Source organism: Actinoallomurus spadix (assembly GCF_024055725.1).
Lineage (GTDB): Bacteria > Actinomycetota > Actinomycetes > Streptosporangiales > Streptosporangiaceae > Actinoallomurus > Actinoallomurus spadix.
Genome location: NZ_JAMXMX010000024.1, coordinates 100,537 through 124,187, shown reverse-complemented (window position 1 = coordinate 124,187; position 23,651 = coordinate 100,537). Strand labels below are relative to the sequence as shown.

Here is a 23,651-nt window from a genome sequence, read left to right as displayed (position 1 = left end):
GCCAGCAGCAGCCGGGCTACGGTCAGCAGCAGCCCGGTTATGGCCAGCAGCAGCCCGGATACGGCCAGGACTACGGTCAGCAGCAGCAGCCGGGCTACGGCCAGCAGGACTACGGCCAGGGCTACGGCCAGCAGCCCGGTGCGTACGGCCAGGGATACGGCCAGCAGGGCTACGGCGCCGGGTACAACCAGGGCCAGTACGCCAGCTGGATCTCGCGGGTCGGTGCGACGCTCGTCGACGGGCTGATCGTCGGTGTGCCGTACGGCATCCTCTACGGCATCGGCGGAGCGATCGGCGGCGGCGGTGGCGGCATGGTCATCCTCCTCGGGATGCTCGTCGCCTTCGGCCTGGGCCTGTGGCTGTGCCACCAGGAGGGCACGACCGGCCAGACTCCCGGCAAGAAGGCCCTCGGGATCAAGCTGATCAGCGAGACCAACGGGCAGCCGATCGGATTCGGCATGGCGTTCGTGCGCCGTCTCGCCCACTTCCTGGACGGCGCCGCCTGCTACATCGGCTACCTCTGGCCGCTCTGGGACGACAAGAGCCAGACGTTCGCCGACAAGATCTGCACGACCATCGTCGTCCAGGCCTGAGTCCGCACATCGGGCAGCGCTCCGGCGACCGCGAGAGAGCGGTCCGCCGGGGCGCTTCGCGTTGGGACCCCGCGCCGACGGGCGCCGCGCCGACGGGTGTCACGCCGACGGTCTCGAACGCGAGGGCCGACTCGGCGGGCGGGCCCCGGTCAGCGGGCAGGCTCGGGTCTGTGCACAGGCCCGGGCCGGGTCAGCGGACGGGGTCGAGGACGCTGTTGCAGGCGGCCACCCGGGCCCGGCGTACCGCGCGGTCGAGTGTGCGGAGCGCCTCGGAGCGGCGCTGGACGTGGGCGGCGGACAGGCCCGCGCTCTCAGTGGAACGTGCCAGGTCCACGACGACGGCCAGCCGGCTCGCGAGCGCGGCTACCCGGTGCGCCCGCGCGGGGTACCCGGGAGCGAGGCCTCCGACCTGCTCGTGCCGGTGCGACTCGCGCAACGCGCCCAGCGCCTCGGCGATCTCCGGCCGCCACTCCTGCCCGCCGTCCACGGCGAGGAGCGCCTCGGTGGCGTCCCGGACCGCCAGCGTCAGCTGATGGTCGGCCTCCGCCAGCACGGGGGTGTCCGGAGTGCCGTAGCGGGTCTCGTGCACGTCCCAGCGGGTGCCGACGTACGACGAGCCCCGGCGGTCCTCCGCCGGGATCAGGCCGAACGACCGCTCGCCCGCCGTGGCGATGACGGCCTCACCGGCGTCGATGGCCGCCGTGTTGAAGTCCGGCGGCCCGGTCAGCCCCAGCGGATCGCCCGGGGCGGGCAGCGCGAGACGCAGCGCGCTGAGCCCCGCGACCCGGAGCGCGCCGAGGCCCCGCCGCAGCGGAAGCTCGCCGCTCTCGCCGGGCACGCCGGCGACCACGTGCGGACCGCCGTGGCGCTCGACCGCATCGGCGGCCTCGTCGAGCCCCACATGGCCGGTCAGCCAGGCGTTGCCCCAGGCGACAAGCCCGGTGGATGGGTGAGTGAGGCGCATGCCGACCACCATAAGCCGTTCATCAGCCGCGCGGCGTGGTCCGCCCGGCCTTCAGGCCGGGGCAGGAACGCCGCTTTCTCCTCGCATTGTCAGTGGTGGTGGTTAGGGTGCGGGTATGCGGTTCCGGCTTGCGCCCACGCCCGCTCAAGAGCAGGCGCTGCTGGACCACTGTTCGCACGCCCGATATGTGTGGAATCTTGCGGTCGAGCAGCATCAACACTGGCGGCCAGGCCGGAAGAGTGCGCCGGACTATGCCGAGCAGTCCCGCCAGTTGACCGAGGCCAGGAAGGCATTCGCCTGGCTGGCGGCGGGGTCGCAGACGGTGCAGCAGCAGGCGCTGCGTGACTTCGCCCAAGCCATGAGCAACTTCCTCGCCGGGACCCACCGGCGGCCGACTTGGCGTAAAACGGGCGTTCACGAGGGCTTCCGGATCGTCGGACAGCGCGGCAAGCACTGGGACCTGCGCCGCCTGTCCCGCAAAACGGGCCAGGTCTGGGTTCCGAAGGTTGGCTGGGTGAAGTTCCGCTGGTCCCGTCAGCTCCCTGAGGAGGCCAAGTCGTTTCGGGTGAGGCGGGATCGGGCGGGCCGCTGGCACGTTGCCTTCGCGGTGATCCCGCCGCCCATCGACGGACCCGGCACGGGCGAGGTCGTCGGGGTAGATCGTGGTATATCCGTCTCGGCCGCCCTATCGACCGCGGAGCGGCTGTCGGTGCCGGGCCTGCGCGCCGCCGAGGCCGACCGGATGCGGCGGCTGCAGCGCAGGCTGGCGCGGGCGAAGCCAGGCTCGGATCGCCGCGCGTGGGTCAAGACCGCGATCGGCCGGTTGAAGGCGCGTGAGACCGACCGGCGTAAGGACTGGGTGGAGCAGACCTCCACCGCTCTGGCCCGCCGCTACGACCTGATCCGGGTCGAGGATCTTAGGATCAAGAACATGGTGCGGTCCGCGCGCGGCACTCTCGACGCGCCGGGAACCAAGGTGCGGGCCAAGGCCGGACTCAACCGGTCCATCCACGCGGCCGGCTGGGGCCTGCTGGTGAGCCGCCTGGAACAGAAGGCGCCGGGCCGGGTGCAGAAGATCAACCCCGCGTACACGTCCCGAATCTGTCATGCCTGCGGGCACCGCGCAGCGGAGAACCGCGAGAGCCAAGCGGTTTTTCGTTGTCGCGCCTGCGGGCATGCCGATCACGCGGATGTGAACGCGGCCAAGAACATCAGAGACATCGCGGCAGGACGTGTCGTGACAGCGCGGGGAGCCCTCCAGTCGCCGGGCGGGGCCGTGAACCGCGAACCTCAACCTGTACTCTCCTCAGGGTAGAGGCCGGGTTGGAATCCCCCACCTAATGAAAGCGGGGGAGGACGTCAAAATGCCGTAGGTTCGTTCTCCGAGATTGGACAGCGCCCGGCGGCATCCTGCTGGTCGCTGCGCGCTCTAGGGGAAGGATGCGATGGCCGGCGAGGTACTCCGACTCAAGGGCGTCGAGGTCCGGCGCGAAGGCGCGTCGCTCCTGCGCGACGTCGACTGGACGGTCGCGGAAGACGAGCGATGGGTCATCGTCGGCCCGAACGGCGCCGGGAAGACGACGCTGTTGCAGGTCGCGGCCGCCATGCTGTTCCCCACCGAGGGCGAGGTCGAGCTGCTGGGCGAGACGCTCGGCAAGACCGACGTCTTCGAGCTGCGCCCCCGCATCGGCCTGGCCAGCGCGGCGATCGCCGACAAGATCCCGGGCGACGAGAAGGTCATCGACATCGTCCTGACCGCGTCGTACGCCATCATCGGCCGGTGGAAGGAGGAGTACGACTCCACGGACGTCACCCGCGCGGTCGAGCTCCTCGACGCGCTCGGCTGCGCGCACCTGATCCGCCGCCGGTTCTCCACCCTGTCCGAGGGCGAGCGCAAGCGGGTCTCGATCGCCCGCGCGCTCATGCCCGACCCCGAGCTGCTGCTCCTGGACGAACCGGCCGCCGGCCTCGACCTCGGCGGCCGCGAGGACCTGGTGGCGCGCCTCACCGCCCTGGCGACCGACCGTCTCGCGCCCACGATGGCCCTCGTCACCCACCACGTCGAGGAGGTGCCCGAGGGGTTCACGCACGCCCTGCTGCTGCGCCGCGGCTCGGTCGTCGCGACCGGGAAGGTCGATGAGGTCTTCACCGAGGAGCTCCTGTCGGAGTGCTTCGGCCTGCCCCTGAAGATCGAGCGCCAGGACGGCCGCTGGCACGCCCGCGCCACCGTCCCCCGCCCCTGAGCCGCCGATCGGCCGACATCCGTCACCGCTTGATTACACAGAGCCTCTGTCGCATGATGGTCCCAGCCTCCGGTAGTAGCTGGAGGAAGTGAACCCGACTCCTGTCCGGACGGTCAGCAGTCGGGTTTCGCGTTTTAGGCGACCACGCCGAAGTTTCTCGTCAGTTCGATGATCGGCTGCACTCGCCGTCTCCAGTCGCCGCCGGCACCGTAAGTCCAAGCGAGGGCATCCGGAAGCCACAAGGCGGGCTCCTCGTGCGGACGAAGGTGAGCGTAGCTCAGGCTCTCCGAGCTTTTCCGAAGCGTTCCTGCGATGCAGCTTCGATCGAAGTGGTCCATGGTCTCTCGGCTCTCGATGGCCAATCGCCGGGCGCGGCGGTCAACGAGATCGAATACGGGCGCAGCGAGGCACTCCCGCCTGACCGACAGCTCCTTGCCACCCCTCGTAGATGAGGCCGCGCACGGCATTGGAGCGGACGATCGCGTCGAGGATCTTCCGTTGCCGAGGGCGCGATTCGTGCTTGAAATGCCAGCGCCGTTGGCCGGGGAGGCAAAGGTCGCGAAGCAACCGGCGCACCTCATCCAGATTTGCGGTATTTACGGTCGCTGCACACAAAAGGGAGCGATCCCGGCGCGTTGATTCGTCGACGAAGGCATGGACGGTCACTCAGTGAATCGTGTTGGTGTTCGATTGAGTACGTAGTGTGATCGCTTCATTTGGTGACATCTCGCTGGCGGTCCCGGTTGGGGGGTTCGCGGGGCGGGTAGTAATCGAATAGGTGTTCGAAAGGGGTGTGGGGTGAAGGGCGATCGGGTTGAGGTCGTGATCGATGCCGGAGGGACGACCCGTACCTATGAGGTGGTGGCGACGCGCGCCGGGCGGCGGGTCGAGGTCGTGACGCGCCGGGGCGTGGTCGAGGTCGTCGAGGTCACCCGGACCGGCACTCCCGTACGGACCGCGCGGTTCATGGCGAGCCGCATCCTCGCGCTGGTCGAGCACCCGGTGAACGCCCGGGGACCGCGTGCCGGGGAGATCGACGAGGCCGACGAGGAGTAGGCCGGTCCCGCCGGGCCGCCGTGACGGGCCTTCGCGATGGGAAGGCGCCGTACGGCGGGCGGTAGTCGAACGGTCCTTTAGAGGGCCCCGGGCAGGTCCTAACGGGCCGGGCGTACCTGGATGACGCCGTTGTCGCCCATCCGCGTCTCGAAGGCGGGCTGGCGGCCGGTGGCGGGGCCGTGCACGACGGTGCCGTCGCTGACCCGGAACGTACTGCCGTGCCAAGGGCAGACGATGCAGGTCTCCTCGTCGACCTCGGTGACCCGGCCCTGGTGGAGGGGACCGTCCAGGTGGGAGCACCGGTCGGCGAGGACGTGCACGTCATCCCCCTCCCGCAGCACGAACAGGCTGATGTACCCGAGGTTCCGGTGCACCGGCCAGCCGTCGGGCAGTTCGTCGATGGAGCACAGGTCGTGCCAGCCCAGCGGGCCGAGATGCGTGATCGACTCGGCGTGGCTGGGCCCGGCCGACTGCCGGAACGCCAGGTGCCCGCCGAGGTACGCCCCGGCGAGCATCGCGGTCAGGCCCGCGTAGGACAGCGCCTTGCCGGCGCCGGTGAACCCGCTCCTGCGGGCCAGCAGCGAGGCGGTGTAGAACGTGCTCCCCGCCGCGTTGCTCAGCGCGTGGATCAGGCCGACGCGTTGCTGTTCACTGTGCAGGGCCGACCAGTCCGCGACCCCCGTCAGCACGGTCGGCACCGACGCGGCCAGCCCGGTCGCGACCAGGACCTCGGCCGCCCGCTCGGTGCCGGGCAGCAGGTCGAGCACGGCGGTCGAGACGAAACAGCCGATCGGGACATCGGTCAGCGGCGGATGGGCCGGATGGCCCAGCGGTACTCCATGCAGCAGATCCTTGACGGGACCCGGGGGCAGCAGCCGCCGTACGACCTTGGTGATCAACCGCGCGGACCCGTCGAGAGCGTCGGCGTGTTCGAGATCCTCGGCGACCTTCAAGGGACGGGGCCGCACCAGCGACCGGGAGATCCTGCTCACCCGTTGGCGGTTCACCGCACCTCCTCGGATGGCTTCGCTTTTCGGACATTAGTCTGCCGCTCTACGTCCCCATCACCGGGGGTCCTACCCGTCTCGATTTCCCCCGGCACATCGGACCGCCCCTCGCGCCGGAAGTATCGCCTCTTCGGGCGGCGGCAACCGGCGCGTACGGAGTTACCGTGGACTCAGGGCCGTGCGTCATTGAAGGAGTCCCGATGCCGGCGTGGGTCGTCTGGCTGGTCGTGGCCGCCGTTCTCGGAATCGCCGAGGTGACCACGCTGACGTTCGCGCTCGGGCTGATGGCGGTCGGCGCGCTCGTCGCCGCCGTCACCGCGTCGGCCGGGCTTCCCCTGCTGGTCCAGGTGATCGTGTTCGGGGCCACCTCCGCCGCCGGGCTGGCCGCCGTACGGCCGATCGCCCTCCGGCACGTCCGGCAGCCGCCGCCGCTGCGGAGCGGCACCGCGGCGCTGGTCGGACGCGAGGCGCTGGCCCTCACCGAGGTCTCCCGCTACTCGGGCCGGGTGCGCATCGGCGGCGAGGAGTGGAGCGCGCGCCCGTACGACCCCGGCGTCGTCATCCCTGAGGGGGCGGCCGTCGACGTCCTCGCCATCGAAGGCGTCACCGCCCTCGTACATCCCCGGGAGGACCCATGGCCGATCTCGCCATAGCAGGCATCGTCGCGCTGATCATCGCGTTGCTCCTCGTGGCGACCGTGGTGGTGCGGACCGTCTGGATCGTGCCGCAGGCCCGCGCGCGGAACGTCGAGCGGTTCGGTCGCTACCGCAAGACCCTTCAGCCGGGCCTGAACTTCATCGTGCCGTTCGTGGACCGGGTGAAGCCGCTGATCGACCTGCGGGAGCAGGTCGTGGCGTTCCAGGGGCAGCCGGTCATCACCGAGGACAACGTGGTCGTCCACATCGACACCGTGCTGTTCTTCCAGGTCACGGACCCGCGGGCGGCGGACTACGAGATCGTCGACTACATCAAGGCGATCGAGCAGCTCACCGCGACGCAGCTGCGCAACGTGATCGGAACGCTTGACCTGGAGGCGACCCTGTCCTCCCGGGACCGGATCAACACCGCGCTGCGCGGCGTGCTGGACGACGCGTCCGGCAAGTGGGGCATCCGGGTGACCCGCGTGGAGATCAAGGCGATCGAACCCCCGCAGTCCATCAAGGACGCGATGGAGAAGCAGATGCGGGCCGAGCGCGAGAAGCGCGCCACGATCCTGCAGGCCGAAGGCGTACGGCAGTCCCGCATCCTGACGGCCGAAGGGGAGAAGCAGGGGGCGATCCTGCAGGCGGAGGGCGCCCGGCAGGCCGCGATCCTCAAGGCCGAGGGTGAGGCGAAGGCCATCGAGCAGGTCTTCACCTCGATCCACCGGAACGACCCGGATCCCAAGCTGCTCGCCTACCAGTACCTCCAGACGCTGCCGAAGCTCGCCGCCGGGGAGGGCAACACGTTCTGGGTCATCCCCGGTGAGGTCACCTCCGCGCTCCGTGCGGTCAGCGCGGCGTTCGGCGGGGGGTCCGAGCAGCCGGGGAAGGCCGAGGAGGAGGACGGCCGTCCGGCGGCACGCCGGGAGGACCGGACCGCGCACGTGCCGGAGCCACGGCCCCGAACCGTCACCGGCCCGGAGCCGCGACCGGAGGCCGTCACCGGCCCGGAGGAGCAGGCGGCCCTGGGAGAGCAGGCCGCGCTGGGGGAGCACACGCCGCCGTTCGAGCTCGCCCCGGGCCGGGTGGACGCCGCCACCGAGTGATCAGTCCGCCGACGCCCGCGCGAACGCGTCGTAGACGTCCTCGCTGAACAGCACGAACCGCGCCTCGGTCACCCGGCTCGGCGTCGCCCGTACGGTGCCGATCGCGATGCGCGCGGCGTCGTCCAGGGGCCAGCCGTAGATGCCGGCGGACACGGCGGGGAACGCGACCGTCGCGGCGCCCAGCTCGTCGGCGACGCGCAGTGACTCCCGGTAGCAGGAGGCGAGCAGCGCGGACCGGTCCTCGGACCGGGAGTACACCGGGCCGACCGTGTGGATCACCCAGCGCGCGGGCAGCCGCCCGGCGGTCGTCGCCACCGCCTGCCCGGTCGGCAGCCCGTCGGCGTACCGGGACGCCCGCAGCTCCCGGCAGGCGGCCAGGATCTCCGGGCCGCCCCGGCGATGGATGGCACCGTCCACGCCGCCTCCGCCGAGGAGCGAGGAGTTCGCCGCGTTGACGACCGCGTCGGCCTCCTGCTCGGTGATATCCCCCTGCACCAGCCTGATGGACGTCATCGTCCCTTTCTACAGCCGACGGCGACCCGGACGGGTGGACGTCGCCCTGACCGCTGGTCACTGCGGGCCACTTTCAGCCACAGCGGCCCGCCGTGCCGGGCACGGCCTTAACCTCCGAGCATGCAGACAGCGACCGCCACCTCGCTCATCGCGGCGATCGTGGGCGTCTTCGGGGGATCCTGGTCACCCACACGACCGGAACTTTCGGCACAGAACGTCCGAAGGGGCGGCCCCGGGGGAGGGGCCGCCCCTCGGAAAAGGGGGGAAGGGGCGTCTTGGGGTGACCGGGGCTCCCGGTCAGGCGGGGTCTTGCGCCGGGCGGCAGTCGGGGCAGTGGCCCCAGAACGTGACGTCGGCCTCGTCGACCAGGTAGCCGGCGTCGCGGGCGGGCTCGAGGCAGGGGGCCTCGCCGACGACGCAGTCGACGTCGGTGACGCGGCCGCAGGCCCGGCAGACGAGATGGTGGTGGTTGTCGCCGACCCGGCCCTCGAACCGCGCCGGGCTGCCGGCCGGCTCGATCCGGCGGACGAGACCGGCGCCGGTGAACGCGTGCAGCGCCTCGTAGACGGCCTGCACGGACACCTGGCCGAGGCGGTCGCGGACCCGGGAGGCGACGGTGTCGACGTCGAGGTGGTCGCCGGATCGCACGGTGTCGAGGATCGCCACCCGCGCGGCGGTCACGCGGAACCCGGCCGCGCGTAGCTCGGCCGCCGAGTCGTGGACGTGCCCCCGGTCCTTCACGTCACCCACGACCATCTCCCTGGCTTGATGCATTCAGGACAATGATAGACGCAGGTTTGTCTGGAGGGGGGCTGCGGAAACATAGATCTACCTGCTTGAACGTTTCACAGGGCGGTGATGAGCCGGCGGATCTCGTCCTCGGTGGTGTAGTAGTGCACCGAGGCGCGCACCCGGGGTTCGGGCCGGGCGCCCTCGTCGTACCGGTATGTCTGTTCGGAGACCCGTACGTGGATCCGCTGTTCGGCGAGCGACGCGGCGATCTCGGCGGGCTCCCGGTCCCGGTGGGTGAACGTCACGATGCCCGACCGGTGCAGGCCCCGGTCCCGTACGGTGACGGCGGGGAGCTCGGCGAGGGCCGTGCGCAGCAGCGCGCCGAGTTCGAGGACGCGTTCCTCGATGGCGTGGAGGCCGATCTGCAGGGCGTAGTCCGCGGCGGCGCCCAGGCCGAGCTGCCCGGCGACGGAGCGCTCCCACGTCTCGAACCGGCGCGCGTCGCCCCGCAGGTCGTAGGAGTCCGGTCCCGTCCAGTCCGCGGCCCGCAGGTCGAGGAACGGCGGTTCGAGGAGGTCGAGCGCCGACCGCCGTACGTAGAGGAACCCGGTGCCGCGCGGGCCGCGCAGGAACTTGCGGCCGGTGGCCGACAGCAGGTCGCAGCCGATCTCGCCGACGTCCACCGCGAGCTGGCCGACGGACTGGCAGGCGTCGAGCAGGTAGAGCGCGCCGGCGGCCCGGGCGAGGCGGCCGACCTCGGCGACCGGGTTGATGAGGCCGTCGTGGGTGGGGACGTGGTTGATCGCGACGAGCCGTACGTCGTCGTCGAGCGCGGCCTCAAGGGCGTCGAGGGAGATCTGGCCGTACTCGTCGTCGGGGATCACCTCGACCCGCACGCCCTTCCGTCGGGCGGCGTGGACGAAGGCGATGGCGTTGCTCGAGTACTCGCTGGCAGTGGTGAGAATCCGGTCTCCGGGGCGGAAGGGGATGCCGTAGAACGCCATGTCCCAGGCGCGGGTGGCGCTCTCCGCGTAGGCGATCTCGTCGGGGTGCGCGCCGATGAGGCGGGCGAGGGAGTCGTACGTCCCGGTGAGCCGTGCCTCGGCGGCGTCGGCCGCCTCGTACCCGCCGGCGAGGGCCTCGCGGTCGAGGTGGTCGCGCATCGTGTCGAGGACGACCCGTGGGGGGAGGGCCGATCCGGCGGCGTTCAGGTGCACCATCTCCCGGCAGCCGGGGGTCTCGGCGCGGATGCCCGCGATGTCGAGCAAGATCACTCCATTTATCCGTAATGCGGGAAATATGCCATCCTGGTGATCTTTCCCGGAGATGGTGGGTGTGATGCGGCGGATGATGCTGGCGGCCGCGATGGCCGGTGTCGCGGCCACCGCGGCGGCCTGCGGCGGAGGCGGAGGCGGAGCGGCGAAGAGCCCGCCCCGCGCCACGTCGTCCGGGCGGGCTCCGGGCGGCGCCGCGGACGGGCCGATCACGGTGGCGTTCGCCGGGGACGTTCACTTCAACGGGCGGCTCGCCCGGCGCCTGGCCGACCCGGCCACCGCCCTCGGCCCGACCATCCCCGAGCTGAAGCGCGCCGACCTCGCGATGGTCAACCTGGAGACGGCCGTCACCACGCGGGGGACGAAGGCGCCGAAGCAGTTCACCTTCCGTGCGCCGCCGAGCGCGTTCGGCGCGCTGCGGTCCGCCGGCGTCGACGTGGTGACCATGGCCAACAACCACGCCATGGACTACGGAACGGTCGGCCTGCGCGACTCGCTCGCCGCCATCAGGAAATCGGGCTTCCCCACCGTCGGCATCGGCGCGAACGCCGCCCGGGCCTTCCGCCCGTACTACGTGACGGTCAAGGGGAACCGCCTCGCGATCATCGGGGCCACGCAGGTCCTGGACGACAACCTCATCACCGCCTGGACGGCCACCGCCAAGAAGGGCGGCCTGGCCTCGGCCAAGGACGTCCCGCGCCTGGTCGGGGAGGTACGCGCGGCACGGCGCCACGCCGACACCGTCATCGTCTACCTGCACTGGGGGCAGGAGAAGAACCCCTGCCCACTGTCCCGCCAGAAGGCGCTGGCCCGCGCGCTCGTCCAGGCCGGCGCCGACGTGATCGTCGGCGGGCACGCCCACATCCCCCTCGGCGGCGGGTACCTGAAGGGCCGGTACGTCGACTACGGCATCGGCAACTACTTCTTCACCGCCCCCGGCCGCAACGACCCCGACTCCGGCATCCTCGAGCTCACCCTGCGCAAGCGGAAGGTCCTGCGGGCCGAGTGGAAGCCGGTGTACATCACGAAGGGCGTACCGCGGCTCCTGCAGGGCACGCCGGCGACCCAGGCGCACGCGAAGTGGGAACGGCTGCGCCGATGCACAGACCTCAAGGCCACGCCCTGATCACGGCGTGGCCGCCGCGATGAGGTCGCGGTACCACGCGTACGACGCGCGGGGCGTGCGCCGCTGGGTGGCGTAGTCGACGTGGACGAGGCCGAAGCGCGGCCCGTAGCCTTCGGCCCACTCGAAATTGTCGAGCAGTGACCAGACGTAGTACCCGCGCACGTCGACGCCGTCGTTCATCGCCGCCTGCACGGCCCCGACGTGCGCGGTCAGGAAGCCGATGCGAGCGGAGTCGTCGAGCGACTCGTCGTAGGAGCAGCCGCTCTCGGTGATGTACACCGGCGGCAGCGCGGCGCCGTACCGGTCGCGCAGGTCGACCAGGAGCCGGTGCAGCCCGTCGGGGACGACCGGCCAGCCCATTCCCGTCGTCGGGTACCCGGTCAGGTCCCGCATCGTGAACGGAAGCGCGTCACCGGCCGGGGCGGTGACCCCGGTCGGGTGGTAGTAGTTCACGCCGAGCGCGTCGATCGGCGCGGCGATCAGCTCGAGGTCGCCGTCGCGGACGTGGGCCAGGTCCAGGCCGAGGTCAGGGTAGCGGCCGCGCAGGATCGGGTCGGTGAACTGCCAGTTCAGCAGGTCGTCGAAAGCGGCGGCGGCCGTGGCGTCCTCGGCGGTGTCACCGAGCGGCCAGGCCGGGGTGTGGTGGTTGGCGATCCCGATCCGCCGGGCGCCGGCGGCGCGCAGGGCGGCGGTGGCGAGCCCGTGGCCGAGGAGCTGGTGGTGGGCGGTGGGCAGCGCGCCGAGCATCAGGGTCTTCCCCGGAGCGTAGATCCCGAAGGCGTAGCCGTACGCCATCACGACCATCGGCTCGTTCAGCGTGATCCACAGGTCGACGCGGTCGGCGAGCCGGTCGGCGACGAGCGCGGCGTACTCGGCGAACCGGTGGGCCGTGTCGCGGTTCATCCAGCCGCCGGCGTCCTCCAGGGGCTGCGGCAGGTCCCAGTGGTACAGCGTGGGCACGGCCGCGATCCCGCGTTCGGCGAGGCCGTCGATGAGGCGGTCGTAGAAGTCCAGTCCCTTGGGGTTGGCCGCGCCGTCCCCGGCCGGCTGGACGCGGGGCCAGGCGATGGAGAAGCGGTATGCCCGGGCGCCCAGGTCGGCGACGAGGTCGAGGTCCTCGGCCCAGCGGTGGTAGTGGTCGCAGGCGACGTCGGCGCTGTGCCCGTCGCGTACGCGGCCGGGCTGCCGGCAGAAGGTGTCCCACGTGGACGGGCCCCGGCCGTCCTCCTCCGTCGCGCCCTCGATCTGGTACGCCGAGGTCGCGACGCCCCACTGGAAGTCAGGAGGGAACACGGCCCACCTCCACCGAAAACGTGAATAGGTCTCGGATGTTACGCGCCGAGATCTCCGTCAGAAAAGGCATGATTGGACGTGTGACGACGGATAGCTCGGCGCTGCGCCGCCGACCTGCGCAACGACGGAGTACCGAACGCGTCCAGCGCATGCTCGACGCGTGTGCGGAGATCCTCGACGAGTCCGGGTACGACGGCCTGTCCACCACCAAGATCGCCCAGCGGGCCGAGGTCGCGATCGGCTCGGTCTACCAGTTCTTCCCCGACAAGAAGGCGATCGCGCAGCAGCTCGCGCTCCGCAACCTGGACATGTTCGGCGAGCGGGTGGGCCGGGCGCTCGCCGAGCGGGACTACGCGCACTGGTACGACGCCGTCGGCACGGTCATCGAGATCTTCGTCGACCTGCACCGTACGGTCCCGGGCTTCCGGGTACTCCGCTTCGGGGACATCGCCGACGTTCACCTGCTGGACGTCGCGGCCGAGAACAACGCCGTCGTCGCGGACCGGCTGAAGACGCTCCTCGTCTCGGTGTTCGACCTGCCCGACGACGGGGACTTCGCCCGCGCGCTCGCCGTCTCCGTCGAGGCGGCCGACGCGGTGCTCAAGCTCGCCTTCCGCAACGACCCGAACGGCGATCCGGCGCTGCTCGCCGAGGTCGAGCGGCTGATCCACGGGTACCTGGCCGACCACCTCGGCGACCGATGACAGGGCGAGGGCCCGGCCCCCTCGGAAGGGGAACCGGGCCCTCGACGCCTGCGGTGCGCGTCAGCGGCGGAGGAGCCGCCACGCGCCGGGCAGCAGGCCCGCGGCGAGCGCGGTCTTGATCGCGTCGCCCACCAGGAACGGCCGGACGCCCATCGAGAGGGCGCTGCCCAGGCCGCTGTGCGTCCAGGCCATCAGCCACGGCACCCCGGCGGCGTAGATCACCGCGAGGCCGAGGGCCATCGTGCCCGCGGTCCGCACCGGCGACCGGTCACCGCCCCGGGCGGCCAGGGCGCCCACGACCGCGCCCGCCAGCATGAAGCCGATGACGTAGCCGAACGACGCCATCCGCCAGCCCGACGCGCCGTCGGCGAACCACGGCACGCCCACCATGCCCGCGAGGGCGTACAGCGCCATCGACAGGGCGCCACGGCGGAAGCCGAGCGCCGCACCCGACAGCAGGACCGCGAACGTCTGACCGGTCACCGGCACCGGCGTTCCCGGAATCGGCACGCTGACCTGCGCGGCCAGTCCGACGAAGACCGCCGCGCCCACGACGAGCGCGACGTCGCGGACCAGCCGGCCCGGCACCAGGTCACCGAGGACGGCCGGACGGGCCACCACAGCCTGCGAGTTGGACACCTAGAACCTCCCTTTCAAGGGTTATCGCGCTCATTGTCCCTTCCAAGGTCGATGATGAGCGCGCGGCGGCCCCGCCAAAAGATGGCCCCCCGGCTTTGTAACGGCGCGGTCTGGCCTCATTCCTCCTCGGGCGCGCCGGTCTCCAGCAGCCGGCCCTCCGCCAGGCGCAGCCACCGGTCCACCCCGATCTCGGCGAGGAACCGTTCGTCGTGGCTGACCACGACGAAGGCGCCCTCGTAGGCGTCGAGCGCGCTCTCCAGCCGGCCGATGCTCACGAGGTCGAGGTTGTTGGTCGGCTCGTCCAGCAGCAGCAACTGCGGCGCCGGCTCGGCGAACAGGACACAGGCGAGCGTGGCGCGCAGCCGTTCCCCACCGGACAGCACCCCGACCGGGAGCTGCCCGCGCGCACCCCGGAACAGGAAGCGCGCCAGGAGGTGCATCCGCTGCGACTCCGGCATCCCCGGCGCGTACGCGGCGAGGTTCTCCGCCACGGTGCGCTCCGGATCCAGCAGGTCGAGCCGCTGGGACAGGTACGCGACCCGGCCGTCGGCCCGCCGGGTCGTGCCGCCGTCCGGCCGCAGCTCGCCGTGGATCAGGCGCAGCAGCGTCGACTTTCCGCCGCCGTTCGGCCCGGTCAGCGCGATCCGCTCGGGACCCCGGATGACGAGGTCGACGCCGTCCCCGGCGAAGACCGCGCGCTCGCCGTGGCGGATCTGCATCCGCTCGCCGGTGAACACCGTGCGCCCGGCCGGAACGTTCGTCCCGGGCAGCTCCAGCGTGATCTTCTGGTCGTCGCGCAGGGCCCGGCTCGCCTCGTCGAGCCGGGCCCTGGCGTCGGCGACCCGCGCGGCGTGCGTCTCGTCCGCCCGGCCCGCCGACTCCTGCGCACGCCGCTTCCGCGCACCGGCGAGGATCTTGGGCAGCCCGGCGTTCTGCACGTTCCGCGCGGCGTTGGAGGCCCGGCGTTCGGCGCGCTCCCGCGCCTGCTGCATCTCCCGCCTCTCCCGCTTGACCTCCTGCTCGGCGCTGCGGATGTTCCGCTCGGCGACCTCGCGCTCGGCGCGTACGGCCTCTTCGTAGGCGGTGAAGTTCCCGCCGTAGAAACGGACCTCGCCACGGTCGAGCTCGGCGATGCGGTCCATGTGGTCGAGCAGCGCCCGGTCGTGGCCGACCACCAGCAGGCAGCCCTTCCAGTCGTCCAGGACCGCGTGCAACCTGCGGCGCGCGTCGAGGTCGAGGTTGTTGGTCGGCTCGTCGAGCAGTAGCACGTCGGGCCGCTTCAGCAGCTGCGCGGCGAGCCCGAGCGAGACGATCTGGCCGCCGCTGAGCGTGCGCAGGCACCGGGCCAGGTCGACGTCCCCGAGGCCGAGCCGGTCGAGCTGCGCCCGGGTGCGCTCCTCGATGTCCCAGTCGTCACCGACGATCGCGAAGTTCTCCTCGCTCGCGTCGCCGGCCTCGATGGCGTCGATCGCACGGATCACCGGCGCGACCTCCAGGACCTCCGCCACGGTCAGGTCACCGGTGAGCGGCAGCGTCTGCGGGAGGTACCCGACCACCCCCTCGACGGACACGGTGCCGCCGCCGGGCCGGTGCTCTCCGGCGATCAGCTTGAGCAGGGTGCTCTTCCCGGCGCCGTTCGGCGCGACGAGGCCCGTACGGCCACCGCCCACGGAGAAGGACAGGTCCTGGAAGACGGGCGTGCCGTCGGGCCAGGAGAAGGACAGGTTCGAGCAGACGACGAAAGCGTCGGACATGACAGAGCCCTCAGGTTCGAGCGCGGGGACACGACACCCGCAAAGGATTGGTGAGAACGACCGAATGGCCACGTCGGCGGCGCTCCGCGCGCCGGTGGCCGTCACATCCGGGTATCAGCCGGAGATGTCGTCGTCACCGATCACATCTGTCTCCCTGGTCCGGGGCTACTCGGCCCTCACCCTACCAGCGACCGCGGCAGCGCCCCTGGCATGAACTGGCGGTGTCTCGTCCAGGACGGCGCCGTCGGGGAGGTCAGTAGGTCGGCTGGACCCAGAGTTCGTACTGGCCACCGCCGAGCGGATCGCAGTGCCAGCCGACCCAGCGGTGCTGCGGGAAGCCCGCGTTGCCGGCGTCCGCGGTTCACGCCGTCAAGGGAAAGGTCGATCTAGAGCCAGCCCTGGCGCTGGGCGGCGCGGACGGCCTCGATGCGGTTGCGGGCGCCGGTCTTGCGGATCGCCGCGGACAGGTAGTTGCGGACCGTCCCCTCCGACAGGTGCAGCTTCCGCGCCACGTCGCCGATGGTGGAGCCGTCGGCGGCCGCGGTCAGCGCCTCGCGTTCGCGGGGGGACAGAGGGTTCGGGCCGGCGCTCAGCGCGGCGGCGGCGAGCGCCGGGTCGATGACGCGTTCACCCGCCAGCACCCGCCGGATCGCGGCCGCCAGTTCGCGGGCCGGGCTGTCCTTGACCAGGAAGGCCGACGCGCCCGCCTCCATGGCGCTGCGCAGGTAGCCCGGGCGGCCGAACGTCGTCAGGATGATCACCCGGCAGTCCGGCAGGGTCCTGCGCAGTTCGGCGGCCGTGTCGATGCCGTTCCGGCGGGGCATCTCGATGTCGAGCAGCGCCACGTCGGGACGCGTCCGCTCGGCCACGACCAGGGCCTCCTCGCCGTCGGCGGCCTCGCCGACCACTTCGATGTCCTCCTCCAGGCCGAGCAGGGTGGCGAGCGCGCCGCGGACCATGCCCTGGTCCTCGGCCAGAAGTACGCGAATCATGCGGTGATCCTCTTCGACATCCGATGACGTTGTCACGCCGCCGGCGTCGGCGCGTTGAGCGGGGCGCGCACGACCAGCCGGTAACCGCCGTCCGGGCCGGGGCCGGACTCGACCGACCCGCCGGCCTGCGCGACCCGCTCGCCGAGCCCGGTGAGGCCGTTGCCGCCGACGCCCGGGGGGTTCTCGTTCGCCACCGGGCCCGCCCCGTCGTCGGTGATCTCGAGGACGGCTCCGGTGCCGAGGCGGGTGACCGAGATGCCGGCGGTACGGGCGCGGGAGTGCCGGACGATGTTGGTGACGCCCTCGCGGACGGCCCAGGCGAACAGGTCGTCGACCGCGTCCGGCAGGGGCGTCCCGGAGGTGCTGATCGCCGGCTCGATGTCGGCGGCGACCAGCACCTCGCGGGCGTTGTCGAGTTCCTCGGCGAGGTCGCGCCGCCGGTAGCCGCTGACCGCGGCCCGTACGTCCGTCAGCGCCTGCCGGGCGACGGTCTCGATGTCCTTCATCTCGTCCAGGCTCTTGGCCGGGTCGCGGTCGGCGATGCGCACCGCGACCTCGCTTTTCAAGACGATGAGCGACAGCGTGTGGCCGAGGAGGTCGTGCAGGTCACGGGCGATGCGCAGTCGTTCCTCGTTCGCGGCCAGCCGGGCGACCTCGCTGCGCGCCTCCTGCAGCTGCGCGATGAGTATCCGGCTGCCGCGGAAGCTCAGCATGATCAGGCTGATGGTGAACGTCTGGAAGGTCAGCAGGAACGTCGTGCCGCCGGAGACGTGGGTGACTTCGCACAGCGCGAAGGTCAGCGCGGTCGCGGCGAGGACGCCGCGCATCGCCCACGCGGGCGGCAGCGTCATCGCGTACGCGACGCCCAGGTAGATCGGCATGCCCGCCCACTCCTGGCCGAACAGGAGCGGGTAGCCGGCCGCCATCGCCGTGACGATTCCGAGCAGGACCCACGTGCGGCGCGTCGTGGTCCCGGACCAGACCCGGTTGCCGACGGCCAGTACGAGGAAGGCGGCCACGAAGCTCAGGAGCGCGGCGGCCGACAGCACGACGCGGGCCGTGGAGCGTTCGTGGCTCACGTCGGCCAGCGGCCAGACGAGCAGGTAGACCAGGCCGAGGGAGATCCCGACGAGACGGCGCCGGCGGGACGGGCTCGTCCCACCGGCGCCTTCGGGGAAGAAGGGGTTCATCAGGACCGAACCGTAGCGCGGCGGTAGGCCGCGACGGCCAGAATCCCGAGGACCAGGGCCCAGCCGGCGAGGACGAGACCGTCGGAGGCGGCCGGGACGTGCCCGCCCGCGGCGCTCCAGCCGAGCCGGGCGAACCGGTTGGACGGCAGCCAGTGGGAGACGGTGCGCAGCGCCGTGGGCAGCGAGTCGACCGGCATCCACAGCCCGCCGAGGATCGACAGGCCGAAGTAGCAGGCCAGGGTGACCGGGTGCGCGGCGTCGGCGCCGACCAGCGAGCCGATCAGGGTGCCGAGCGCGGCGAACGGCAGCGTGCCGAGCCACATGAGGCCGATCATGGCGGCCCACTCGCCGGGCGACAGGTGGACGTGCTGGGTGAGCACGCCCGCGAGCCCGACCAGGATGATCGCCGGGAGCGCCAGGAACATCGACGCGAGCGTCTTGACCACGATCACCGCCCAGGGGCGCAGCGGCGTCACCTGGAGCTGCCGCAGCCAGCCGCTCTGGCGTTCGCCGGCGAGCCGGGCGCCCGTCGTGGTGAGCGCGGCGCCGACCGCGCCGAAGGAGGCCATCGACACGAGGAGGTACGTCCGGGCGTCCAGGCCGGTGCCACCGACCGTGCCGGGGCCCTTGCCGAAGGTGTTGGACCAGAGGAGGTAGAAGACGACGGGGATGGCCATGGTGAAGAAGACGAAGCGCCGGTCACGGAACATGCGCCGGATCTCAACGCCCAGGTAGCGAAGCATCGCAGCTGTCCTTTCGAGGTCCGGGGTGGTCAGCGGTCGTGGGTGAGGGAGAGGAAGGCGTCCTCGAGGTCGGCGCCCTTGACCTCCAGGTCGGCGACCCGGAGGCCCGTCGCGTACAGCGCCCGGACGGTGGCGTCCGGGTCGGTGGTGTGCAGGCGCGCGGTCGAGCCGCGGACGTCGACCGCGCCGACGCCCGGCAGCGCGTCCAGGCCCGCCGTGGGCTGGTCGCCGATCGTGAACCGGACGGTGCCGGTCCCGACCGCCGCCTTGATCTCCTGAGGGGTGCCGTCCGCGACGACCCGGCCCCGGGCGATGACGATGACCCGGTCGGCGTTCTCGTCGGCCTCTTCCAGGTAGTGGGTGGCGAACAGGACGGTCCGCCCGGAGGCTGCGTACTCCCGCATCCTCGCCCAGAACGACCGGCGGGACTCGACGTCCATCGCCGCGGTGGGCTCGTCCAGCACCAGGAGCCGGGGCGCGCCGGCGATGGCGGTCGCGAACCGCACCCGCTGTGCCTGCCCGCCGGAGAGCCGGTCCGCCCGGCGCCCGGCGAGGTCGGTCAGGTTCGCCAGGGTGAGGATCTCCTCCAGCGGCATCGGGTCGGGGTACAGGCCGCGGACGAAGGAGACGACCTCGCGGACGGTCATCCCGGGGACGAGGGCGCCGTCCTGCAGCATCGCGCCGACCCGGCCCTGCTTGACCGCGGCGTCGGGGGTGTCGCCGAAGACGCGGATCTCGCCCGCCGACGGCCGGGTGAGGCCGAGCAGCATCCCGATCGAGGTGGACTTGCCGGCTCCGTTCGGGCCGAGCAGCGCGACGGTACTGCCGGCGTCGATGGTGAGATCCAGCTCCTCGACGGCGCGGACGGATCCGTAGCTCTTGGCGACCCCGGTGAAGGCGATGGCGTTCATGCCAAGAACGTTAGGTTCAGGCTGGTCAGCGCCCTAGTGTGGCCGATCCTGGGTTCGCGATGACTTTTGTCATCACCGATCCGGTGTCATCGGCCATTCAGGGCCGGGGCCGTACGAGTCCCTGGTCGTAGGCGAAGATCACCAACTGCACGCGGTCGCGGGCGTGCAGCTTCGTCATGATCCGGTGGACGTAGGTCTTGGCGGTGGCGGGGCTGAGGTGCAGTTTGGCGGCGATCTCCTCGTTCGTCAGGCCGTACGCGATCTGCAGTAGGACCTCCCGCTCGCGTTCGCTCAGCACATCGAGGTCCTTGCCGCCCGGCTCCGGGTGCTGTGGCTGCGCGACGAGCTCTTTGATCACCCGGCGGGTCAGGCCGCGGCCCAGCAGCGCGTCTCCCGAGGCGACCACCCGGATCGCCTCCAGGAGGTCGTCGGGGTCGGTGTCCTTGAGGAGGAACCCGGCGGCTCCCGCCCGCAGCGCCCCGAAGATGTACTCGTCGTGCTCGAACGTCGTGAGGATCAGGACGTGCACGTCGGGCAGCGTCGGATCGGAGGTGATCCGGCGGGTGGCCTCGATGCCGTCCATGCCCGGCATCCGGATGTCCATGAGGACGACGTCCGGCACGGTGGCGCGGGCCAGCTCGATGGCGCGGATCCCGTTGGCCGCCTCGGCCACGACGTGCATGTCGTCGGTCGAGTCGATGAGCATACGGAACCCGGCCCGTACGGTCGTCTGGTCGTCGGCCAGCAGGACGCGGATCGTCATGCGGATGTCTCCTTCAGCGGCAGACGGGCGTGGACGCGGAAGCCGCCGCCCGGAAGCGCCGTGGTGGTCAGGCGGCCGCCGGTGGCGGTGACGCGTTCGCGCATCCCCTGCAGGCCGATTCCGCCGCCCTCGCTCGGCGTCGCCGGAGCGCCGTCGTTGACGACGGACACGTCCAGGTGACCGTTCGCGGAGGCGATCGCGACGACGACCTTGGTGACGTCCTTCGCGTGCCGGGAGACGTTGGTCAGGGCCTCCTGGACGATCCGGTAGACCGTGAACCCGATGATCGCCGGGACCTGCCGGTCGTCGAGGTAGGACTTGTACGTCACCGGCATGCCCCCGAGCCGGGCCTGTTCGATCAGCGCGCCGAGGTCCTCGATCCCGTGCTCGGGGTTCTTGAGCGGCTCGGTGCCCTCGCGGAGCAGGCTCAGCGTGCTGCGGATCTCCCCGAGGGCCGCGTTGCTGGCCCCGCGGATCTGGTCCATCGCGTCCCGGCAGGCGTCCGGGTTGCGCTCGACGATCCGGGAGCTCACCGATGACAGGATGTTGATCGACATCAGCGCGTGACCGACGATGTCGTGCAGTTCCCGCGCGATGCGCACCCGCTCCTCCGCGACTCTGCGCCGCGCCTCCTCGTCGTGTTCCCGCTCGGCGCGCGCGGCCCGCTCCTCGACATCGCGGACGTAGATCCGCTGGCTGCGCACCCAGGCGCCCGCGAGGACGGCGAAGACCACCCAGCCGAGGTCGCGGACGTTGTGCAGGGTGTAGGAGGGGATCCGTTCGCTCAGCTCGGAGACGGTGAACCCGACGAGTATCGTGCCGGCCGCCGCGGCCAGCGCCGTGGCGCGGCCGCGGTAGCGACCGGCCGCGTACAGGGCGACGACGGTGGCCGGAGTGATCGGGTAGGCGCGCTGCAGCAGCATCGCCCGTACGGCCGCCACCACGAGGACGCCGGCGAGTGTCGCCAGGGGGAGGCGCTTCTTGGCGAGCAGCAGGGTCGCGTTCACCGCGGTGAGGGGGATTACGATGGCCGACTCGCGTGCTCCGTAAACCAACGGAATGGACACGGCGAAGACCCCGGCCGACAAGATGATGTCGGCCAGAGTGACGGACTTTCCGGCCCGCACCGTGGATCCGCTCACAGCCACATTCCGATCATCGGTCGATACATGTCCCGTCAACCCCAAAACACGGCAAAGCCGCAGGTCAACCGGGGGTGTACGGGGAAGTGTCAACCGAGGGTGGACGGAATGCCGTGTCCCTCTCACATAGCGTAGCTAGTGCAAGACCACGGACCACCTTGTACGGCCGGACCGTCGTGATGAATTGGGGGATTCAACGGGGGACACGACGTGACGGCCGGATCCGCAGGCCTTGGATCTGTACCCGTCCAGGCTGCGAAGGTGAACGCCCGCGATGAGTGCTTCTTTGGGGGAAGGGGCCTGTCGCGGGCGTTCACATGTCCGGGATCCGTCAGGCGGCCGGCATCAGACGGCCAGTACCTCGTACCGCACCGGGATCACCCCGGAGAGCATCCCGCCGATGGCCCGCATCGCCGCCGCGGACAGGTCGAGGCACCGGCCGGGGACGAAGGGTCCGCGGTCGTTGACCCGGACGATGACGGAGCGGGTGTTCCGCAGGTTGGTCACCCGGACCCGCGACCCCATCGGCAGCGTACGGTGCGCCGCCGTGAGCGCCTCGGGATCGTACGGTGCGCCGCTCGCGGTCGCCGTGCCCGTCTCGTAGAACGACGCGTCGCACCTGCCGCCGCCCACGACCTCGGTCCTCGGTGCCGGGCGGGCCGATCCCCGGGCCGCCCGGTGCCGTACGGGCCGGGCCCGGACCGGGACGCGGCGGAGCGCACGGGCGGCTCGTGCGGGGAGCTTCGGCGGGGCCGCGGGAACGACCGCCGCCCCGCCGTCCGCCCGCGGCGCGGACCGCCCGGATCCGATCAGGGCCGCGACGGTCGCGGCGGTCGCGACCAGCGTCGCGGCGGCCGGCCCGGCGGCCGCGAGGAGACCGGTGCGAAGGCGTGAGAATCGGTGAACCTGGCGATGCCGGCCGGAACCACCCACAGAGCGTCCTTCGGTAGGGAACAGGACATCGGGCGCCGGCCGGAACCCGGCCACGCGCCCGACCGCGCGCGGAACACCGAGGCTCCGCGCGCGAGTTCCCGACGATAGGCCGCGACCGACCGTGATCGTGGGTGACTCGCCGCTTTCGGCAGGGGTTCCGCCGGGGCTACCCGGCGGCGCCCTCCCCGGCCGCGCCGTCCTGCTCGGCGGCGCCCTCGGCGATCGCCGCGTGCACCTCCGCGCGGCGTTCGGCCAGCTCCTGCTCGTGTCTGGCCCGATCGAGGTCCTCGGCGATCTGCTCGTCCTGCCGCATCAGCTGGACGAGGTCGCCCTTGGCGGCGTCGAGCACGCCCATGTCGGCGTACGCCTTCTGCACCTTGTCGCCCCACAGGCCGATGTCGCGGACGCACGGGACGATCCGGCTGAACAGCAGCGACTGGTAGAGCTGGTAGATCGGGCCGTTGTCGACGTAGGCCATGCACTCCTTGACCGGCATGCCGAGGGTCTCGAAGATCTCCTTGCCCTTGAAACGGTCGCGCATCAGGTAGCAGCCCTCGACGACGAACTCCTCGCGCTCCGCCCGCTCCTTCTCGGTGAGCTCGGCGTAGTAGTCCTTCAGCGCCAGCCGGCCGAACGCGACGTGCCGCGCCTCGTCCTGCATGACGTACGCGAGGAGCTGCTTGACCAGCGGGTTGGTCGACATGTCGCGGTACAGGCCGAAGGACGCCAGGGCGAGGCCCTCGATCAGCACCTGCATGCCGAGATAGGGCAGGTCCCAGCGGCCGTCGGTGAGCGACTCCTCCAGCAGCTTCGCCAGATCCTGGTTGATCGGGTAGTACATGCCGAGCTTCTCGTCGACGAACTTCTTGTACAGCTCGACGTGCCGGGCCTCGTCCATGACCTGGGTCGCGGCGTAGAACTTCGAGTCCAGGTCGGGCACGGACTCGACGATCCGCGCCGAGACGGTCAGCGCGCCCTGCTCACCGTGCAGGAACTGGCTGAACAGCCACGCGCCCTGGTGCCGGCCGAACTCGTCGCGCGCCTTCTGGGGCATCCGCTCCCAGATGTCCGACCCGGTCAGCGGGTTGAACTCATCGGGGAACCCGGCGACGTTGTTGACGTCGACGGGGAGGTCCCAGTCGATGCGCTTCTGGGCGTCCCACTGCTTGTCCTTGCCCTTCTGGTAGAGGGCCAGCAGGCGGTCCCGGCCGTCCTCGTACTCCCAGGTGAACCTTGCCGCGCCTGCGGCGGGCACGTCCCAGGTGCCGTCGGGAACGGGGCTCGTGTAGCGGTCGCGCGTCGTCATCGGGGGAACCTCCCGAGGAACCCAGG

General features: G+C 71.4%; 24 protein-coding genes. 8 read left to right on the top strand and 16 right to left on the bottom strand.

Annotated elements, in window-relative coordinates; translation table 11 throughout:
- Positions 1-593, top strand: a 593-nt coding sequence (locus tag NE235_RS29260; RefSeq protein ID WP_252808497.1) for an RDD family protein, incomplete at its 5' end; no start/stop codon positions are given.
- Positions 594-783: 190 nt separating this feature from the next.
- Here NE235_RS29260 and NE235_RS29255 read toward each other — a convergent pair.
- Entirely contained in the window at positions 784-1,557 is a 774-nt protein-coding gene (locus NE235_RS29255; protein WP_252808496.1) for a hypothetical protein, read from the bottom strand.
- Between the two features lie 115 nt (positions 1,558-1,672).
- On the opposite strand from NE235_RS29255, the gene NE235_RS29250 reads away from it, so the two are divergent.
- From NE235_RS29250 to NE235_RS29240, 3 genes are all read left to right on the top strand, one after another.
- Positions 1,673-2,872 carry an RNA-guided endonuclease InsQ/TnpB family protein gene (locus NE235_RS29250; protein ID WP_252808495.1) on the top strand — a complete coding sequence of 400 codons (1,200 nt, stop codon included), beginning with the start codon at positions 1,673-1,675 and terminating at the stop codon, positions 2,870-2,872.
- A gap of 130 nt (positions 2,873-3,002) precedes the next feature.
- Entirely contained in the window at positions 3,003-3,800 is a 798-nt protein-coding gene (locus NE235_RS29245; RefSeq protein WP_252808494.1) for an ABC transporter ATP-binding protein, read from the top strand.
- Positions 3,801-4,622: 822 nt separating this feature from the next.
- Positions 4,623-4,856 (top strand): hypothetical protein, encoded by a 234-nt coding sequence (locus NE235_RS29240; RefSeq protein ID WP_252808493.1) that lies wholly within the window; start codon positions 4,623-4,625, stop codon positions 4,854-4,856.
- Positions 4,857-4,954: 98 nt separating this feature from the next.
- On the opposite strand, the gene NE235_RS29235 is transcribed toward NE235_RS29240, so the two are convergent.
- On the bottom strand, positions 4,955-5,863 hold the full coding sequence (locus NE235_RS29235) for a Rieske 2Fe-2S domain-containing protein (RefSeq protein ID WP_252808492.1): 909 nt from the start codon (positions 5,861-5,863) through the stop codon (positions 4,955-4,957).
- A 200-nt stretch (positions 5,864-6,063) separates the two neighbouring features.
- Here NE235_RS29235 and NE235_RS29230 point away from each other — a divergent pair, with 200 nt between their 5' ends.
- Positions 6,064-6,516 carry an NfeD family protein gene (locus tag NE235_RS29230; RefSeq protein ID WP_252808491.1) on the top strand — a complete coding sequence of 151 codons (453 nt, stop codon included), beginning with the start codon at positions 6,064-6,066 and terminating at the stop codon, positions 6,514-6,516.
- Entirely contained in the window at positions 6,498-7,610 is a 1,113-nt protein-coding gene (locus tag NE235_RS29225; RefSeq protein WP_252808490.1) for an SPFH domain-containing protein, read from the top strand. Before NE235_RS29230 ends, NE235_RS29225 begins: the two co-directional genes overlap by 19 nt.
- Here NE235_RS29225 and NE235_RS29220 read toward each other — a convergent pair whose 3' ends face one another.
- From NE235_RS29220 to NE235_RS29210, 3 genes are all read right to left on the bottom strand, one after another.
- Positions 7,611-8,123 carry an O-acetyl-ADP-ribose deacetylase gene (locus tag NE235_RS29220; protein ID WP_252808489.1) on the bottom strand — a complete coding sequence of 171 codons (513 nt, stop codon included), beginning with the start codon at positions 8,121-8,123 and terminating at the stop codon, positions 7,611-7,613.
- A 297-nt stretch (positions 8,124-8,420) separates the two neighbouring features.
- Complete coding sequence (locus tag NE235_RS29215; RefSeq protein WP_252808504.1) at positions 8,421-8,879, bottom strand: Fur family transcriptional regulator; 459 nt, start codon at positions 8,877-8,879, stop codon at positions 8,421-8,423.
- A gap of 89 nt (positions 8,880-8,968) precedes the next feature.
- Positions 8,969-10,129: an aminotransferase class V-fold PLP-dependent enzyme gene (locus tag NE235_RS29210; RefSeq protein WP_308206174.1), complete on the bottom strand. Its 1,161-nt coding sequence runs from the start codon at positions 10,127-10,129 to the stop codon at positions 8,969-8,971.
- 52 nt (positions 10,130-10,181) lie between these two features.
- Between NE235_RS29210 and NE235_RS29205 the strand changes: the two genes are divergently transcribed.
- Complete coding sequence (locus tag NE235_RS29205; protein ID WP_252808488.1) at positions 10,182-11,255, top strand: CapA family protein; 1,074 nt, start codon at positions 10,182-10,184, stop codon at positions 11,253-11,255.
- Here the strand turns inward: NE235_RS29205 and NE235_RS29200 are convergent, their stop codons facing one another.
- The gene (locus NE235_RS29200; protein WP_252808487.1) at positions 11,256-12,548 is read right to left on the bottom strand and encodes a GH1 family beta-glucosidase; all 1,293 of its coding nucleotides are present in this window, start codon (positions 12,546-12,548) and stop codon (positions 11,256-11,258) included.
- Between the two features lie 80 nt (positions 12,549-12,628).
- Here NE235_RS29200 and NE235_RS29195 point away from each other — a divergent pair, with 80 nt between their 5' ends.
- Entirely contained in the window at positions 12,629-13,252 is a 624-nt protein-coding gene (locus NE235_RS29195) for a TetR/AcrR family transcriptional regulator (protein WP_252808486.1), read from the top strand.
- 60 nt (positions 13,253-13,312) lie between these two features.
- Here NE235_RS29195 and NE235_RS29190 read toward each other — a convergent pair whose 3' ends face one another.
- From NE235_RS29190 to NE235_RS29145, 10 genes are all read right to left on the bottom strand, one after another.
- A complete protein-coding gene (locus tag NE235_RS29190) occupies positions 13,313-13,891 on the bottom strand; it encodes a biotin transporter BioY (protein ID WP_252808485.1) in 579 nt (192 codons plus the stop codon).
- A 116-nt stretch (positions 13,892-14,007) separates the two neighbouring features.
- Positions 14,008-15,645, bottom strand: coding sequence for an ABC-F family ATP-binding cassette domain-containing protein (locus tag NE235_RS29185; protein WP_252808484.1), 1,638 nt, complete (start codon positions 15,643-15,645; stop codon positions 14,008-14,010).
- Positions 15,646-16,031: 386 nt separating this feature from the next.
- A complete protein-coding gene (locus NE235_RS29180; RefSeq protein WP_252808483.1) occupies positions 16,032-16,637 on the bottom strand; it encodes a response regulator transcription factor in 606 nt (201 codons plus the stop codon).
- A 32-nt stretch (positions 16,638-16,669) separates the two neighbouring features.
- Entirely contained in the window at positions 16,670-17,827 is a 1,158-nt protein-coding gene (locus NE235_RS29175; RefSeq protein ID WP_252808482.1) for a sensor histidine kinase, read from the bottom strand.
- On the bottom strand, positions 17,827-18,570 hold the full coding sequence (locus NE235_RS29170) for an ABC transporter permease (RefSeq protein WP_252808481.1): 744 nt from the start codon (positions 18,568-18,570) through the stop codon (positions 17,827-17,829). The genes NE235_RS29175 and NE235_RS29170 overlap by 1 nt, the downstream gene beginning before the upstream one ends.
- A gap of 29 nt (positions 18,571-18,599) precedes the next feature.
- Positions 18,600-19,481 (bottom strand): ABC transporter ATP-binding protein, encoded by an 882-nt coding sequence (locus tag NE235_RS29165; protein WP_252808480.1) that lies wholly within the window; start codon positions 19,479-19,481, stop codon positions 18,600-18,602.
- Positions 19,482-19,578: 97 nt separating this feature from the next.
- Positions 19,579-20,244, bottom strand: coding sequence for a response regulator transcription factor (locus NE235_RS29160; protein ID WP_252808479.1), 666 nt, complete (start codon positions 20,242-20,244; stop codon positions 19,579-19,581).
- On the bottom strand, positions 20,241-21,392 hold the full coding sequence (locus tag NE235_RS29155; RefSeq protein ID WP_252808478.1) for a sensor histidine kinase: 1,152 nt from the start codon (positions 21,390-21,392) through the stop codon (positions 20,241-20,243). The genes NE235_RS29160 and NE235_RS29155 overlap by 4 nt, the downstream gene beginning before the upstream one ends.
- Before the next feature lie 339 nt (positions 21,393-21,731).
- The gene (locus NE235_RS37790) at positions 21,732-22,319 is read right to left on the bottom strand and encodes a septal ring lytic transglycosylase RlpA family protein (protein ID WP_308206173.1); all 588 of its coding nucleotides are present in this window, start codon (positions 22,317-22,319) and stop codon (positions 21,732-21,734) included.
- 166 nt (positions 22,320-22,485) lie between these two features.
- Positions 22,486-23,625, bottom strand: a complete 1,140-nt coding sequence (locus tag NE235_RS29145) for a ferritin-like domain-containing protein (RefSeq protein WP_252808477.1) — start codon at positions 23,623-23,625, stop codon at positions 22,486-22,488.
- Between the last annotated feature and the right edge of the window lie 26 nt (positions 23,626-23,651).